The 14,680-nt window shown below is 53.0% G+C and carries 17 protein-coding genes; 16 read left to right on the top strand and 1 reads right to left on the bottom strand.

Annotated features, from left to right (window positions below; translation table 11 throughout):
• Positions 1-110: 110 nt before the first annotated feature.
• Positions 111-776 (top strand): L,D-transpeptidase, encoded by a 666-nt coding sequence (locus IEX10_RS18535; protein ID WP_188678709.1) that lies wholly within the window; start codon positions 111-113, stop codon positions 774-776.
• 55 nt (positions 777-831) lie between these two features.
• On the opposite strand, the gene IEX10_RS18530 is transcribed toward IEX10_RS18535, so the two are convergent.
• Positions 832-1,122, bottom strand: coding sequence for a hypothetical protein (locus IEX10_RS18530; protein ID WP_188678708.1), 291 nt, complete (start codon positions 1,120-1,122; stop codon positions 832-834).
• Positions 1,123-1,455: 333 nt separating this feature from the next.
• Between IEX10_RS18530 and IEX10_RS18525 the strand changes: the two genes are divergently transcribed.
• The 15 genes from IEX10_RS18525 to IEX10_RS18455 all read left to right on the top strand — a co-directional run bounded on the left by IEX10_RS18525 (position 1,456) and on the right by IEX10_RS18455 (position 14,645).
• Positions 1,456-2,046, top strand: coding sequence for a L,D-transpeptidase (locus tag IEX10_RS18525; RefSeq protein WP_188678707.1), 591 nt, complete (start codon positions 1,456-1,458; stop codon positions 2,044-2,046).
• A gap of 76 nt (positions 2,047-2,122) precedes the next feature.
• On the top strand, positions 2,123-2,698 hold the full coding sequence (locus tag IEX10_RS18520) for a L,D-transpeptidase (protein ID WP_188678706.1): 576 nt from the start codon (positions 2,123-2,125) through the stop codon (positions 2,696-2,698).
• A 112-nt stretch (positions 2,699-2,810) separates the two neighbouring features.
• Positions 2,811-3,545: a DsbA family protein gene (locus IEX10_RS18515; protein WP_229678638.1), complete on the top strand. Its 735-nt coding sequence runs from the start codon at positions 2,811-2,813 to the stop codon at positions 3,543-3,545.
• A gap of 96 nt (positions 3,546-3,641) precedes the next feature.
• Positions 3,642-6,155: a heavy metal translocating P-type ATPase gene (locus tag IEX10_RS18510; protein ID WP_188678705.1), complete on the top strand. Its 2,514-nt coding sequence runs from the start codon at positions 3,642-3,644 to the stop codon at positions 6,153-6,155.
• 10 nt (positions 6,156-6,165) lie between these two features.
• A complete protein-coding gene (gene cueR, locus IEX10_RS18505; protein WP_188678704.1) occupies positions 6,166-6,561 on the top strand; it encodes a Cu(I)-responsive transcriptional regulator in 396 nt (131 codons plus the stop codon).
• 63 nt (positions 6,562-6,624) lie between these two features.
• Positions 6,625-7,101 (top strand): DUF305 domain-containing protein, encoded by a 477-nt coding sequence (locus tag IEX10_RS18500; protein WP_188678702.1) that lies wholly within the window; start codon positions 6,625-6,627, stop codon positions 7,099-7,101.
• A gap of 11 nt (positions 7,102-7,112) precedes the next feature.
• Positions 7,113-7,877 (top strand): glutaredoxin family protein, encoded by a 765-nt coding sequence (locus IEX10_RS18495; protein WP_188678700.1) that lies wholly within the window; start codon positions 7,113-7,115, stop codon positions 7,875-7,877.
• 109 nt (positions 7,878-7,986) lie between these two features.
• A complete protein-coding gene (locus tag IEX10_RS18490) occupies positions 7,987-8,382 on the top strand; it encodes a hypothetical protein (protein ID WP_188678698.1) in 396 nt (131 codons plus the stop codon).
• Positions 8,383-8,458: 76 nt separating this feature from the next.
• Positions 8,459-8,680, top strand: coding sequence for a hypothetical protein (locus IEX10_RS18485; RefSeq protein WP_188678696.1), 222 nt, complete (start codon positions 8,459-8,461; stop codon positions 8,678-8,680).
• Positions 8,680-10,140 carry a TolC family protein gene (locus IEX10_RS18480; protein ID WP_188678694.1) on the top strand — a complete coding sequence of 487 codons (1,461 nt, stop codon included), beginning with the start codon at positions 8,680-8,682 and terminating at the stop codon, positions 10,138-10,140. Before IEX10_RS18485 ends, IEX10_RS18480 begins: the two co-directional genes overlap by 1 nt.
• A gap of 11 nt (positions 10,141-10,151) precedes the next feature.
• Positions 10,152-11,510 (top strand): multicopper oxidase family protein, encoded by a 1,359-nt coding sequence (locus IEX10_RS18475; RefSeq protein WP_188678691.1) that lies wholly within the window; start codon positions 10,152-10,154, stop codon positions 11,508-11,510.
• Positions 11,511-11,557: 47 nt separating this feature from the next.
• Entirely contained in the window at positions 11,558-12,271 is a 714-nt protein-coding gene (locus IEX10_RS18470; RefSeq protein WP_188678689.1) for a copper-binding protein, read from the top strand.
• An 87-nt stretch (positions 12,272-12,358) separates the two neighbouring features.
• A complete protein-coding gene (locus IEX10_RS18465; protein WP_229678637.1) occupies positions 12,359-12,922 on the top strand; it encodes a cupredoxin domain-containing protein in 564 nt (187 codons plus the stop codon).
• Between the two features lie 9 nt (positions 12,923-12,931).
• Entirely contained in the window at positions 12,932-14,170 is a 1,239-nt protein-coding gene (locus IEX10_RS18460) for an ABC transporter ATP-binding protein (protein ID WP_229678636.1), read from the top strand.
• A gap of 34 nt (positions 14,171-14,204) precedes the next feature.
• Entirely contained in the window at positions 14,205-14,645 is a 441-nt protein-coding gene (locus tag IEX10_RS18455; RefSeq protein ID WP_188678688.1) for a c-type cytochrome, read from the top strand.
• Positions 14,646-14,680: the final 35 nt, after the last annotated feature.

The following is a 14,680-nucleotide window of genomic DNA, read 5'->3' as shown; positions in this document are numbered from 1 at the left end:
GGACGTTGCGACCATAGCCTTTGCACGAACATGTGATTGGTTCCACTTGGAATTACATCCGGTCACTGACATATGTTTTCCCATTACACTAACTAGGAGGTTACATTGTTATGTTAACCAGACGCCACTTTGTCCTTTCAACCACCGCATTGTTCTCGACGCCTATACCGCAGGCAGCATTGGCCGCTCCAACATCTGATAGATCGAAGTGGTCGGCTTGGGATGCACAAGTAACGCCAGCAAACTATGATCCTTCTACGTCCAATCCGTGGGGCTTTCACCCACGTTTTCTTCCTCAGCTCGTGCAGGCAAACGACGGCCTTACGCCGGGTGACATCCATGTCGATGCCGTCGCACGCTATATCTATCATATCCGCAACGACGGAACAGCGATGAGATATGGCGTTGCGATTGCTAAGGGCAATCTATACGAGCCAGGCACATATTTGATCCGGCGAAAAACCCAGTGGCCAACGTGGACGCCTACACCTGCGATGATCGAGCGGGAACCGTCAGTTTACGGTCCTGTCGCCGACGGGGTAGATGGAGGGCCTACCAATCCGCTTGGTTCCCGGGCGCTTTACCTTTTTGTTGGCAATCGCGATACGTATTTGCGCATCCACGGCACACCCAGTCCAAAATCGATTGGAGGACGCGCAAGTTCAGGATGTGTGCGTATGGTTATGGCTCACATCAATGGGCTTTATGATCAGGTATCCACTGGATCGACAGCGTTCTTGTATCCGCCTGAAGATCGAATCACCGCACAGAGCTAAGCATGCAGCCGGTCTGCACCTAATATTATCGAGATAATTCATGCCTGCGCCTGTATCAACCAGTCGCGGGCACCCCTTGCGGCCTGGTACAAATTGGGTTGCCCCTTTTCGATCTCAACGGCAAATAGGTTGTCTCAACGGGACCGACATAACGATAAACGAAGCATCCGTCTGTCGGCTCAATCCGAACGGCGTTCAAATCTTGGAACGGCGCGGCTATTTCAAGAACACCTTCTGGCAATTCTTTGATGAATCCGTCGGTTGAGGTGCCTGCTTGGCCGTCAAAATCAGCGCACCCTCCAAGCGCCAGTATCGCAAAACCAAGACCACTCGTGCTAAATTTCATTCTTACCGTTCCTTTTGATGTCGTAGTGTTCCTTGGAAACGCGAGCGAAAGCTGCATTCCCTCTTTCATCATTGAACAGCTCATTTAGGACCAGATCAACCTATGCAAGCCATCATAGCGCGAATGATCTCACTATAAGCTTTGACCACTGCATCCTATAGCCACGGACGTGCTTGTGTAACCTCCAAGATAATGGGGCATAAGACAAATGTGATTGGCTGACCTGCGCCCCCCCCATCATTCCCCTCACGCTTTTGTGATTACAAGTTGTTTGAAGCTCCAGTGGGTGAAGGTTGTAAACCAACGAAAACAGGCAAGAACGAAGGATTCATCATGAAGCTAGTCAAAGACTCATCTATTTCACGTCGTGGAGCACTGCTCGGTGCGGCCGCAAGTGGGGTGTTCCTAGGAACGGGCGTTGCAACCGCGCAAACCACAGCACCACTTGCTTCACCACCAGTGCGCCGCAATATTTCGTCCTTCGCTGTCTCAAATTGGAGGGATCATTTTGACAACCTAAATAACGGAGCAATCCTGTGCGACATCGATTCCCGGGCGGTGCAATATTGTTCAGAGGATGAAAGCGTTTATAAGCTCTATCCATCCAGCGTTCCAGAGTCTGAAGAACTGACAAAACGCGGATACACCAGCGTTATCAAGAAAGTGGAAGGGCCGAGCTGGCGTCCCACCCCTTCGATGAAAATCCGCAACCCTGATTGGCCGGATTATTTTCCACCCGGTCCAGACAACCCCTTGGGCACGCATGCGCTCTACCTTTCATGGCAATATTATCGCGTCCACGGAACGGGGGACACGCGGAAGATTGGCCGCCAATCGTCGAACGGATGCATCGGTCTTTACAACGAACATATCAAAGAATTGTTCGCTTTGGCCGAAGTAGGAACACAAGTGAAACTGTTTTGATTCCGCATGACTTGTTAAAGTCTGAGCTCGTGTACCAGGGCTCATTCTACGTCCACTATCCGAAAGCCATAGCCTCATGAAACGAAGAAAATTCCTCCTTGCCGCTGGGGCTGTCAGTGCTTTGGCCAGTCAACCGGTTTCAGCTCATATAGTGCTGCCAAAGTATGATTTGCCGCCGGAGTACTTGCCTCAAGTAGTAAGCATCCCAGAAGGCGCTGCTCCCTACGAAATCCATGTCGTTCCAAGCCAATTTGCCCTGTTCTGGACCCAACCGGATAATACTGCAATTCGGTACACCGTCGGGATTGGTCGTCCGGGTCTTTATGAGGCCGGAGAATTCTATGTGGGGGCAAAGAAGGAATGGCCCAGTTGGACACCGACCCCGGGCATGTTGCGTCGTGAGCCTCAGAAATATGGGCCGTTACGGAATGGAATGCCTGGCGGTCTGAGCAACCCTCTAGGTGCGCGGGCCCTCTACCTCTTTCAACCGGGTCGCGGCGATACCTTTTTACGCGTGCATGGCACAAATGACCCAAGCACTATCGGCCGCGCAGTCTCAAACGGGTGCGCCAGATTGGTGAACGATCAGATAGTACAATTCTATGATAAGGTCCCGCTTGACACCCGTGTGATCCTGTACCCCGCAACTTAGAACACTGCCTTGGCGAGATCAGCGTGTTTTTGATAGCTTTTCAGCAGAAGAATTCCTGGGGAAGATAACTCAATCACCCCCGGATCCCCCTCAATCCTAGGAAGGATTCAAGATGTTATCAGCGCGACGCGGCCTGTCAAAAATTGTTCTTGCAACAGTAGTAGCAGCATTTTCTTTCACTACTGTGGCTGCACAAGAGCTCAATGAAGCCGATATCAAGCGTCTCGCACTTGAAGCGATCTTGGAAAAACCCGAAATTCTGATCGAAGCGCTTTCAATCCTTCAGGAACGTGAAAATGTGGCGCTCGCCGAAGCGCAGACTGACGCCCTGTCTGAGTTGCGCGATGATTTCGAACAGAATGCCCCGATCTTCGGGAACTTGGATGGCAGCGTCACACTTGTCGAGTTCTTTGACTATAACTGCGGGTATTGTCGCCGCGCTGCACCAGAGGTCAAAGCGGTACTGGAGGCAAGCAAGGATGTCCGCATTATTTATCGTGAATTCCCGATCCTAGGGCCCGGTTCCGAAGTTGCGGCGCGCGCGTCACTTGCCGCGAGAAACCAAGGTAAATATCAGCAGTTTCACGAGGCAATGATGGCATTGAACGGGCAAGCCGTTGAAGCAAGCGTTATGAAAATTGCAGGCGATGTGGGGCTCGATCTCGAAGTTTTGAAAACAGACATGCAATCAGACCTCGTGAACGAACACATTGCTGCCTCTCTGCGTTTGGCAGAAGCCTTGGGTATAACTGGAACGCCGACGTTCGTATTGGGTGACGAAATAATCCCCGGTGTTATCGAGCGCGGCGCCCTACTTGAAAAGATAGCAGTCCTCGTCCCCGAGTGAATTGGGCGAATATTGCGAAACCAAACCTTATAAGCCTTGACCTTCCACCTGCTGGAACCTCTATCTCTAAAGTTATCCGGAGCAAGAGGTCTCACTATGGAAAGCGAAAAGTCACTCACGTTCGGCATAAAAGAGATGAGTTGTGCATCCTGTGTCGGCCGTGTGGAAAAAGCATTGAGCGCGGTAACGGGCGTCTCTCAGGCGCATGTAAATCTGGCGTCTGAAACGGCCACAATAACCGCCGATGGCACGTTTGATGCTCAAAACGTGATCACCGCGCTGGACGCGGCGGGCTATCCTGCAGAACTGAAGGCCTATCGTTTCAGCATCGAAAACATGTCTTGCGCGTCGTGCGTGGGGCGGGTCGAGCGCTCGCTATCTGCGATTCCTGGCGTCGTTTCTGTTACGGTTAATCTCGCAAAGGAAGAAGCGGCAGTGCGTGTTTTGGGCGCTGCTGTATCGTCTGCGGACATTGCCGAAACTGCGAGCGCTGCGGGCTATCCAGCGACATTGGTCACCGATCCCGGAGCGACAGACGCGACAAACGATCGCAAAGTGGAAGAAGCGGCCCATCTGCGCCGGATGACACTGGTTGCTGCAGTATTCACCTTGCCGGTCTTTATCCTCGAAATGGGGAGCCACTTGATCCCGGCTCTTCACAGCTGGATCATGAATTCACTGGGGATGGGCGTCAACTGGGGCATACAATTTGTTCTGACCACCGTTGTTCTGGCTTGGCCGGGGCGACAATTCTATCTCAAGGGTTTTCCGGCGCTCTTTAAAGGCGCGCCTGACATGAATTCGCTTGTAGCCCTAGGATCTTCTGCAGCTTGGGGGTTTTCCACAGTCGCGCTTTTTGCCCCGTCGCTTTTGCCGGATGGCACGCGTGTCGTCTATTTTGAGGCGGCCGCAGTGATTGTGACGCTTATCCTGCTGGGTCGTTTTCTCGAGGCACGCGCGAAAGGGCGCACAGGTCAGGCGATCCGCAAACTGGTGGGTCTGCGGGCCAAGACAGCGCAGGTGGAACGGGACGGGCAATTGGTCGAATTGCCTGTGGACGATATCGTTGTAGATGACCTTATCCAAGCGCGTCCAGGTGAAAAGATTGCCGTCGATGGTGTCGTCGTCAAAGGTGCGTCTTATGTCGATGAAAGCATGATCACCGGAGAACCAATCCCCGTAGAAAAATTGGCGGACGCCGAGGTTGTCGGCGGCACGATCAACGGTTCCGGTGCGCTTATGTTTCGTGCGACAAAGGTGGGCGGCGATACCATGCTGGCCCAAATCATTCGCATGGTCGAAGAGGCACAGGGGGCAAAACTTCCCATCCAAGACCTCGTGAACCGGATCACACTTTGGTTTGTGCCTGCTGTGATGGGCGTCGCGGCGCTGACATTTCTGACATGGTTATTGGTCGGGCCCGACCCCGCGCTCAGTTTTGCATTAGTGGCGGCAGTGGCGGTTCTGATCATTGCCTGTCCCTGCGCAATGGGTTTGGCCACGCCGACGTCGATCATGGTCGGAACCGGCCGCGCCGCCGAATTGGGTGTGCTGTTTCGGCGCGGTGACGCGCTTCAAACGTTAAACGATGTAACGACCGTTGCTTTAGACAAGACCGGAACATTGACCGAGGGTCATCCGGAGTTAACGGATCTGACGATCACCAAAGGGTTCGAGGAGGCCGATGTGCTGCGCCTTGTCGCCTCTGTCGAGGCTATGTCGGAGCATCCGATTGCTGCGGCCATTGTCCGACATGCAAAGCAGAACGGTCTGGCACTCGCATCAATTGACGATTTTAGCTCAATCACTGGATTTGGCGTCAGTGCGGTTATTGAGGGCCGCAAAGTTTTTGTCGGTGCCGATCGGCTGATGTCCCGTGAAGGGATCGATTTGGACGCTGTTAAAAGTGTTGGCGAAACCCTTGGGCAGGAGGGTAAAACACCCCTTTTCGCGGCTATTGACGGGCAGCTTGCTGCGGTCATTGCTGTGTCCGACCCGATCAAGGCCAGCACAGCTGAGGCAATCGGCGCGCTGCATGATCTGGGACTTAAGGTTGCGATGATAACGGGCGACAACGAAGCCACAGCGCAGGCAATTGCAGCAAAACTGGGCATCGACGAGGTGGTCGCGGAAGTGTTGCCAGAGGGCAAAGTCGCAGCGATCGAAAGGCTGCAAACCGGTGGGAGCAAGGTTGCCTTTGTTGGTGACGGTATCAACGATGCCCCGGCACTTGCCCGCGCAGATGTTGGCATTGCGATCGGCACGGGAACTGATGTTGCGATAGAATCGGCAGATGTCGTGTTGCTGTCTGGCGATTTGAAGGGTGTGGTGAACGCTTTGCACGTCAGCCAACGGACCATGCGCAATATTCGCCAAAACCTGTTTTGGGCCTTTGGATATAACGCATTGCTGATCCCGGTTGCGGCCGGCGTTTTCTATCCGGTCGCTGGCTTGATGCTGTCACCCGCACTTGCGGCGGGGGCCATGGCCCTGTCCAGCGTGTTCGTGCTGTCAAATGCACTCCGCTTGCGTTGGGTTGCGCCTGAACTTTCTGAGTCCGCCGCAAACGCCCGCCAAAATCGTAAACTTGTTTCAGCACCCGCAGAATAGGGATCTCAACATGAATATCGGAGACGTATCCAAGCGTGCGGGGTTGCCGCCAAAAACCATCCGCTATTATGAGGATATCGGTCTGGTGACCCCATTGCGTGATCCCAACGGGTATCGCAGTTTTCGCGGCAGCGACATGCACAAGCTCGCCTTTTTGAGTCGCGCCCGCGCATTGGGGTTCACGATAGAAGACTGCCGCAATCTCTTGGCACTCTGGGACGATAAGGATCGGGCAAGCGCGGATGTCCAGGCAATCGCAAAAGAACATCTGACACAAATTGAAAGCAAGATTGCGGACCTGCAGGATATCCGAAAGACCCTCACCCATCTTGTGAAGGAATGCGCAGGGGATGACCGTCCAGATTGCCCTATTTTACAGACTCTAGAAAATATTTCAAAACAATAACGGAACATTCCAGCGCTGGAATCTGGTTAACACAATAACAAATGAAAATTACGGAGACTTTGCATGTCCTACTGGCGTTTTTTCGCAATGATCATCACATCGACAGTGGTGATGTTTAGCTTGATGTACCTGAACACCTATGCGCTGGATCACGTTTTCTTTAGCGAAACGCGCAGTTACATGGCGATTTATATGGGGGCGGTAATGGCCTTGATCATGCTCGGCTTCATGCTGGGTATGTATAGAAATCGTCGCGCAAACATCGCGATATTCCTGGGCAGTGCCGTCGTTTTTGCTGTGTCTGTGTTCCTTGTGCGTAGCCAGACGACTGTGGATGATACATCGTGGATGCGGGCGATGATCCCTCACCATTCAATTGCGATTTTGACAAGTGAACGGGCCAATATTTCAGACCCGCGCGTGCGCGGGCTTGCGGATGGCATCATAGAAGCACAGCGCCTTGAGATCGCAGAGATGAAAGCGTTGATCGCGGACTTGGAAGGCGGCCCTGCTGCAACGCCGGAACTCGACGGAAAATAGAGGAAACTGCTATGCCACAGGATCAATCCGACAAAATCGCAAAGCTCTATCGCATGGTTATGACCGACCATACCTGTCCTTACGGTTTGAAATCAAAGGATTTGCTGCAGCGTCATGGCTTCGATGTCGAAGACCATCATCTGACCACCCGTGACGAGACTGACGCGTTCATGAAGAAACATGGCGTAGACACTACGCCCCAGACCTTCATTGATGGTGAGCGGGTAGGGGGCTATGACGCACTGCGCATCCATTTTGGATTGGACGATCCCGATGACGAAGAGTCTGATACAACCTACCAGCCCATCATCGCGATATTTGGGATGGCATTTCTGATTGCGCTTGCGCTTTCTTGGTACAGCTTTGATACAGTCTTTACCCTGCGCGCTTTTGAATGGTTTATCTCACTTTCGATGTGCTTGCTGGCTGTCCAAAAACTTCAGGACGTTGAACAATTCTCGACCATGTTTTTGAATTACGATCTGCTGGCGCAACGCTGGGTTCCTTACGGCAAGGTCTATCCATTCGGTGAGGCGATCGCGGGTATTTTGATGACCGCAGGGGCGCTGACGTGGATATCGGCTCCTGTTGCCATCTTCATAGGCTGCATCGGCGCGGTGTCGGTTATAAAGGCGGTCTATATCGACAAGCGAGAGCTTAAATGTGCATGCGTAGGTGGGGCCAGCAACGTCCCGTTGGGATTCATATCGCTTACAGAAAACATAATGATGTTCGTGATGGGTTTCTGGATGCTTGGTAAGATGTTCTCATCTTGAACGTAGTGCCAGTAAGGTCAGCGGTTCTACGCCACTCTCACAAAAAAGTTGGAAACCTTCCAGCGCTGGATGGATTGACAGGGGATAAAGGGTGCCCCAAAGGTGTGTAATGAAAGTGAAAAATACGATTTCAGCATGGATAAGGGCACTGACGTGTTTGTCGTTCGCCATTGCGCTGGTGTTTTCTGCTCCTTCCGCGTCACATGCTGCATCTGGTATGCACGGTGGTCAACATGCTGCGACTGAAAGCTCCGATCATAAAGTCGACAGTCAGGCTCACGGTGCAATGACACTGCATGACATGCCTGTAGCTGCAACCGAAACGGCTGATGAGACACAGGCATCAAGCGAGTGTTGCAATGGTATCTGTATCTCCGTTGCGATCACGGACACCGATGTATTTTCGGTCGACCAAGCGACAAATGAAGTATATCTGATGCTTCATGCTCAAACAAACTCGATTGATTCATCGGGTTTTCTACGGCCTCCCCAGTTCTTGATCTGATCTACGGCTCTTAGCGGAGTCTTCGTTTTACGCACGGCTGTGCGTAAGTCCGAAGTTCATCAGTCAGGTACTATTCATGAAAATTCATCTACTTGTGGGGGCTTCGGCCCTCGGGCTTGGCGCATGCGCCTATGAGCCCACCCCCTTGCCGTCCGTCGCGACCCAACAGGCCGTCGTCAACGCGGCAGTTTCGTCACCGATCAGCTATCAGGACCCCTTGGCGGGCTACACCTATCGCGGCCCTACAGGTCCCCGCGACTGGCGTTCCGTCAATCAAGAACAGACGGAGGGCAACTGATGCGGGTATCGAAATTTCCGCTGGTTTTCGGCTTTCCGCTAATCTTGGGTGCCTGTGCTACAGCAGTGCCGGGCATCTACACGGAACCAAAAGCTGGCTTCGCCAATATTTCCAGCCAGGTCACACCAGCCATCGGCAAACGGACAGCCTTCGCCGAAACCCAGGCCGAAAACGAGGCCTTGAAGAAGCAGGTGCACGCAATGGTGCACCGCAAGACCATTTCGGCGGACACCGCCGTTCAGGTTGCGCTTCTGAACAACAAGGGGTTGCAGGCGTCTTATGCGAATGTCGGCCTATCCGCCGCTGAGGCCTGGCAGCAATCGACCCCGGAAAACCCGATCGTTTCGATTGGTGTATTGGGCATCGGTGCGCCCGAACTGGGTGCCTACAGAGCGATCGAAGGACTGATACGGTCGAACGTACTCGATGCCACCACCCGTAAACAACGTGTGGCCATTGCTGACGCAAGCTTCCGGCAGGCACAGCTCAACGCGGTGAACGACACACTCGCGCTGGCCAATCAGACGCGGAAGGCATGGGTCGATGCCGTAGCCGCCTTCGAGGCCGTGAGCTATCTGCGCCGTGCGAAAGCGACCTCTGACGCCGGATCGGAATTGGCGATGAGGCTTGGCGAGACCGGCGCGCTCAACACAGCCGGGCAGGCCCGTGAACAGGCATTCAATGCCGAACTCGCCGGACAACTTGCCCAGGCACGCTTGAATGCTACCCGGTCCAAAGAGCAGCTGACCAGGCTCATGGGACTTTGGGGCACCGAAGTCGACTATTATGTGCCCGATGCCCTTCCTGCGCTGCCGCGTTCCGTCGGCCGTGTGACTGACATCGAAGCGAAAGCATTGCGAAATCGGGTTGATCTGCGCGTTGCCAAACTTGGCCTGGAAGCACAGGCCAAGGCGTTTGGTCTGACTGATCAGACTCGCATTATCAGCGATCTCGAATTCATTGCCGGGTTCGAAGCGGAGCGGGAAATTGAGGACGGAGAAACGGAGACCGTGACCACCCCTCAGGTGGAGGTGGAGTTCGCAATCCCTATCTACGACACCGGGAAGGCACGGATGCGCAAGGCGGAATTGTCGTACCTGCAAGCAGCCAACGTGCTGGCAGAAAGAGCCGTCAACGTCCGGTCCGAAGCGCGTGGTGCTGAAGCCTCCTATCACGCCGCGTATAAGATCGCCCGCCACTATCGCGACGTTCTGGTGCCGCTACGCACGACCGTCGAAGAAGAGGGTCTGCTGTCCTACAACGGCATGATCACCAACACTTTCGAGCTGCTGACAGATGTGCGGGAGAAACTTGGCGCATCGCTGGAAGCGGCAAATGCAAAACGCGAATTCTACATGGCTCAGGCTGACCTGACCGCTGCGATCTATGGCGGCGGCGATGGCGGTGGTGCTGGTGGAGAAGGCGCGACACTTGCCGCCGGTGGCGGCGCAGGACACTGAAAGGAACTGACATGTTGAACAGACGTCAATTACTCGGAGCCGGCGCGGCAGGTGCAACGCTGGTCTCTTCGAAAGCCTGGGGTCAAACCCTGAACATGGGTTTGCCCGAGGCCGCGCAGATGGACAGTGCGGCAACGGCGATCACCGCGCGTCCCAGTTCTGGCCCGGATTACACACCTGTGGTCACATTGAACGGGTGGACCCTGCCACACCGGATGAACAACGGCGTGAAGGAATTTCACCTTGTGGCCGAACCGGTCGAACGCGAGCTGGCCGATGGCATGATCGCGCATTTGTGGGGCTATAACGGCCAATCCACCGGCCCGACGATAGAAGCTGTCGAAGGCGACCGGGTGCGCATCTACGTCACCAATAAGCTGCCGGAAGGCACTACGGTGCACTGGCACGGGCTCATTCTCCCCTCAGGCATGGATGGGGTCTCCGGGTTGAGCCATCCAAGCATCCCGCCGGGCAAAACCTTCGTCTATGAATTCGACTTGGTGAAGTCCGGAACGTTCATGTACCACCCCCACGGCGATGAAATGACCCAGATGGCGATGGGGATGATGGGCATGTTCGTGGTCCACCCCAAGGATCCCACATTCATGCCGGTGGATCGTGATTTCCTGATCATGCTGAATGCTTTCGACATCGATCCGGGGACCTATGTACCCCGCATCATGACGATGACGGATTTCAATCTTTGGACCTGGAACAGCCGGATCTTCCCCGACATTGATCCGCTTGTCGTGAACAAAGGTGACAAGGTGCGCGTTCGCGTCGGCAACCTGACGATGACAAACCATCCCATCCACATGCATGGCTACGACTTCAAGGTCACCTGTACCGATGGTGGCTGGGTGCCGCCTGAAGCGCAGTGGCCCGAGGTTAGCATCGACATTCCGGTAGGCGCGATGCGCGCTTACGAGTTTGTGGCAGAACATCTGGGGGATTGGGCTATCCACTGTCACAAGTCACATCACACGATGAACGCAATGGGGCATGATGTGCCCACGTTCATCGGCGTGAACAAGAAACCGCTCACCCAGAAAATCCGGCAATTCCAGCCCGAATACATGCCTATGGGCATGTCTGGAATGGGGGACATGGCCAAAATGTCCATGCCACTTCCAGACAACACCATTCCGATGATGACAGGATGGGGGCCGTATGGACCGATTGAGATGGGCGGCATGTTTTCGGTTGTGAAGGTGCGGGATGGCATCGACGCGGACGATTACGAAGATCCCGGGTGGTACGAAAATCCTCCGGGTGAGATGGCTTACGAATGGACAGGCGAACTTCCCGAATTTGCCTCCAACAAAAGCCCAAAAACACTACTGACACCTAAACCAACGCAGAAGGGCTAACTGGCCCTCTGTCTTAACTTTACCAAACTTAAAAACAGGACGAAAAAATGAAAAAACTACTTCTGAGTACCGCTATCACATTTGCATTCGCAACAGGCGCTTTTGCAGATGCCGGTCATGCCAAGAAAGAAACATCCGAAGCACCGGAAATGATGATCGGTATGCCGGGCGATTCAGCAAAGGTTGATCGTACAATCGATGTCATTCTGCTCGAAAACGATGACGGCGAAATGCTGATCCAGAGCGAAGAGATGAATATCAAGCAAGGTGAGACCATTCTGTTCAAGATCAAGAACGAAGGCGAGCTAGAGCATGAGTTTGTCCTTGATACTGTGGAGCGCAATGCCGAGCACAAGATCGAGATGGCAAAAATGGACATGGAGCATGACGATCCTAATCGCATTCGCCTTGATTCTGGCGCATCTGGTGAAGTGGTGTGGACTTTTGCCAATGCCGGTACGTTTGAAGCGGCTTGCCTGATCCCTGGCCACTACGAGTCCGGCATGCACCGCGAAGTTGCTGTCGGCGAGCAGATGGCGCAGGCTGACGTGGAATACACGTCTGGCAAAATCAAGAAAGTCGACGCCAAGGCTGGAAAAGTGACCATCATTCATGGCCCACTGGTCAACCTCGACATGCCTGCGATGACGATGGTGTTTCGTGCTGACGAAGCAATGATTGCCAGTTTGTCTGAAGGTCAGAATATCGAGTTTGTCGCTGATCGAGTCAAAGGGAAACTGACCGTTACTCAACTAAAATAGCGCGGAATGGAGGGGCATTGATAGGTTCAGTGCCCCTTAACCTCCCGAATTTATCCAAGCGGCGGTCAACAGGGTGAGCGCAGCAAAATGTTAAAATTCCAGTGGATCACGCAAATTATGAAGCTGCTGACTTTGATATGCATTTCTTTTGTTTCTGTCGCTCTCCCTACGTGGGCTGGGAATGCTGAGGCCGCACCGAAGGGTCAGCCACACGAGCGGCCTTACGAAACGCCCGGACATGAACCTATGGGAAAACCAAATGACGGAGTTCCAGTCGATAGAATAATTAAGGTGAATATCAAAGAAACACAGAGCGGATATATGCTCTTCGAACCTGATGCGATCCAGATAGCGAGCGGCTCGGTCGTTCGGTTTATCATAATCAATTCTGGAGCGCTTGATCACGAGTTCATGTTGGGCTCCTTCGACGAAATCGCAAAACACCAACACTGGATGCGGAAATTTCCAGACATGGAACATGATTATGCCAATTCTGTATCAATCAGGAGCGGTGAAGTAGAAGAGCTTGTTTGGCAGTTTTCCGATGCCACCAACATGGAATTCGCTTGCCTGATCCCCGGCCATCGCGAGGCTGGGATGTGGGGTGTGATCATGGTTCACGATCACTTGGCCCCTACGCGAGAGAATTGAAGGTTTAGAGTGACTCTCCTAGACAGATATCATGACCTGCTCCACGATTTCACTGCATTCGTTGGCTATCAGTATGACGAAACAGCCCCCGACTGGATCCACCCTTTCATCCATGTAATCTTTGTGGTGGTACCTGCGATGCTTGTCAGCGTTGTTTTGTATTTGACCATAACCGGTATCCTTCGTCGATTGAGCCGGAAAAACGTCTATGTTCCACAGCCAGAAACAGTTCGTGGACTGGATACAAGTCTTTTCAAGACGGTGTTGCAGTATACTCGAAAGCAACAGGTATTAATGATTTTGCTCAGTTTGGTTGCGATGCCGATCCTTTATGTCACATTGGAGCTGCCTAAACAGATTGTGAATAATGCCTTGAATGCAGAGCGTTTCCCGCTTGAGTTTTTCGGGTATGGCTTTGATCAAGTCACGCTGCTGATGGTCTTGTCCGGCCTTTATCTGATGGCGATCAGCCTGAATGGGTTGAACAAATATGTACTGAACGTTTTTAAGGGTTATGTGGCTGAACGATTTTTGCGTCGTTTCCGGCTGCTGATCTATCGGCAATGGCGCAATGATGTGGAAGCGCAAAAACAAAGTGAAATCATCCCGATCCTTGCACAAGAGGTCGAACCCGTTGGAGGTTTTGCCGCGGATGTGATCACATTGCCAATCTTGCAGGGTGGTACGTTGCTGACCATCCTCCTGTTTATGTTCATGCAAGATCCGGTCTTGGGTGCTGCAGCGCTAACCGTACTGCCCATACAATTGATCTTGCTCCCTAGACTTCAACGCCGCGTCAACATACTTTCGCGCAAGAGGATCAAAGAAGTCAGACTGCTGGGCAAGCAACTCAGCGATCAGCTAAGCGCCGAGCAATCCTGTCATTCGGGATTTGAGCAAGCCGGCAAGAATTTTCGGGAGTTAGAGGTCGTCAGGCGGCAAATCTTTCGTTTGAAATTTTTCATTAAAGCCCTGAACAACTTCCTGACAGCGATCACACCGTTTCTGTTTTATTCTCTTGGTGGCTACTTCGTGATTGAGGGTCGGATCAGCCTTGGAGCGCTTGTTGCTGTGTTGGCCGCACACAAAGACTTCTCGGCGCCTTTGAAAGAACTCTTTCGCTACTATCAAACCTTGGAAGACACCCGGATCCGGTATCACGAGATTACTTTGTTCTTCTCGAAAAACCCACGACCCATAAAAGTGGTAAAGGTTCGAGAACCGTCACTGACAATGTTACGCGGATGAAACATAATGACCCGTTTTGGAAGGAGGAACAAAAATGAGGCGGGGAGCAATATTCTTTGCACTGGTCGCGCTGGCTGCAGCGGTATGGTATTTGACGTTATCAGCAAGCCCCAACGTAGACACCCAAAAACGCGGAACCGCGACTCTGGCGGACGGTGCGATTGTCACTGTCCAGGTGCCCGCTTCGTTCTCAAACCAAGAAGAGATTGGGCAGCGCGCCTATGATGCCGTTTGTGCTACCTGCCACGGTAAGAATGCACAGGGCAGGGATGGTATTGCCCCGCCTTTGGTTCATAGAATCTACGAACCTGGCCACCACGGTGATATGGCTTTTGTGCTGGCCGCGAAAAACGGTGTTCGCGCTCATCATTGGAAATTTGGTAACATGCCTGCCGTTGAAAATGTGTCACAGGCAGACGTTCTGAATATCGTGGCCTATGTGCGCGCACTACAAAGAGAAAATGGGATCAATTGAAGTCATGCAACCGCGTCTTCTTACTAAACGCAAGA

Source organism: Neptunicoccus cionae (genome assembly GCF_014643735.1).
GTDB classification, from domain to species: Bacteria; Pseudomonadota; Alphaproteobacteria; order Rhodobacterales; family Rhodobacteraceae; genus Amylibacter; species Amylibacter cionae.
Note: the sequence above shows the minus strand (reverse complement) of the source record. Positions and strands in the feature narration are given on the sequence as shown.

Excerpts from the sequence above, each read along its gene's own strand:
- IEX10_RS18510 (WP_188678705.1), top strand. The coding sequence starts at position 3,642 with ATGGAAAGCGAAAAGTCACTCACGTTCGGCATAAAAGAGATGAGTTGT.
- IEX10_RS18515 (WP_229678638.1), top strand. The coding sequence starts at position 2,811 with ATGTTATCAGCGCGACGCGGCCTGTCAAAAATTGTTCTTGCAACAGTA.
- IEX10_RS18485 (WP_188678696.1), top strand. The coding sequence starts at position 8,459 with ATGAAAATTCATCTACTTGTGGGGGCTTCGGCCCTCGGGCTTGGCGCA.
- IEX10_RS18470 (WP_188678689.1), top strand. The coding sequence starts at position 11,558 with ATGAAAAAACTACTTCTGAGTACCGCTATCACATTTGCATTCGCAACA.
- cueR (WP_188678704.1), top strand. The coding sequence starts at position 6,166 with ATGAATATCGGAGACGTATCCAAGCGTGCGGGGTTGCCGCCAAAAACC.
- IEX10_RS18500 (WP_188678702.1), top strand. The coding sequence starts at position 6,625 with ATGTCCTACTGGCGTTTTTTCGCAATGATCATCACATCGACAGTGGTG.
- IEX10_RS18480 (WP_188678694.1), top strand. The coding sequence starts at position 8,680 with ATGCGGGTATCGAAATTTCCGCTGGTTTTCGGCTTTCCGCTAATCTTG.
- IEX10_RS18535 (WP_188678709.1), top strand. The coding sequence starts at position 111 with ATGTTAACCAGACGCCACTTTGTCCTTTCAACCACCGCATTGTTCTCG.
- IEX10_RS18490 (WP_188678698.1), top strand. The coding sequence starts at position 7,987 with ATGAAAGTGAAAAATACGATTTCAGCATGGATAAGGGCACTGACGTGT.
- IEX10_RS18525 (WP_188678707.1), top strand. The coding sequence starts at position 1,456 with ATGAAGCTAGTCAAAGACTCATCTATTTCACGTCGTGGAGCACTGCTC.
- IEX10_RS18475 (WP_188678691.1), top strand. The coding sequence starts at position 10,152 with ATGTTGAACAGACGTCAATTACTCGGAGCCGGCGCGGCAGGTGCAACG.
- IEX10_RS18495 (WP_188678700.1), top strand. The coding sequence starts at position 7,113 with ATGCCACAGGATCAATCCGACAAAATCGCAAAGCTCTATCGCATGGTT.
- IEX10_RS18530 (WP_188678708.1), bottom strand. The coding sequence starts at position 1,122 with ATGAAATTTAGCACGAGTGGTCTTGGTTTTGCGATACTGGCGCTTGGA.
- IEX10_RS18520 (WP_188678706.1), top strand. The coding sequence starts at position 2,123 with ATGAAACGAAGAAAATTCCTCCTTGCCGCTGGGGCTGTCAGTGCTTTG.
- IEX10_RS18465 (WP_229678637.1), top strand. The coding sequence starts at position 12,359 with ATGTTAAAATTCCAGTGGATCACGCAAATTATGAAGCTGCTGACTTTG.
- IEX10_RS18455 (WP_188678688.1), top strand. The coding sequence starts at position 14,205 with ATGAGGCGGGGAGCAATATTCTTTGCACTGGTCGCGCTGGCTGCAGCG.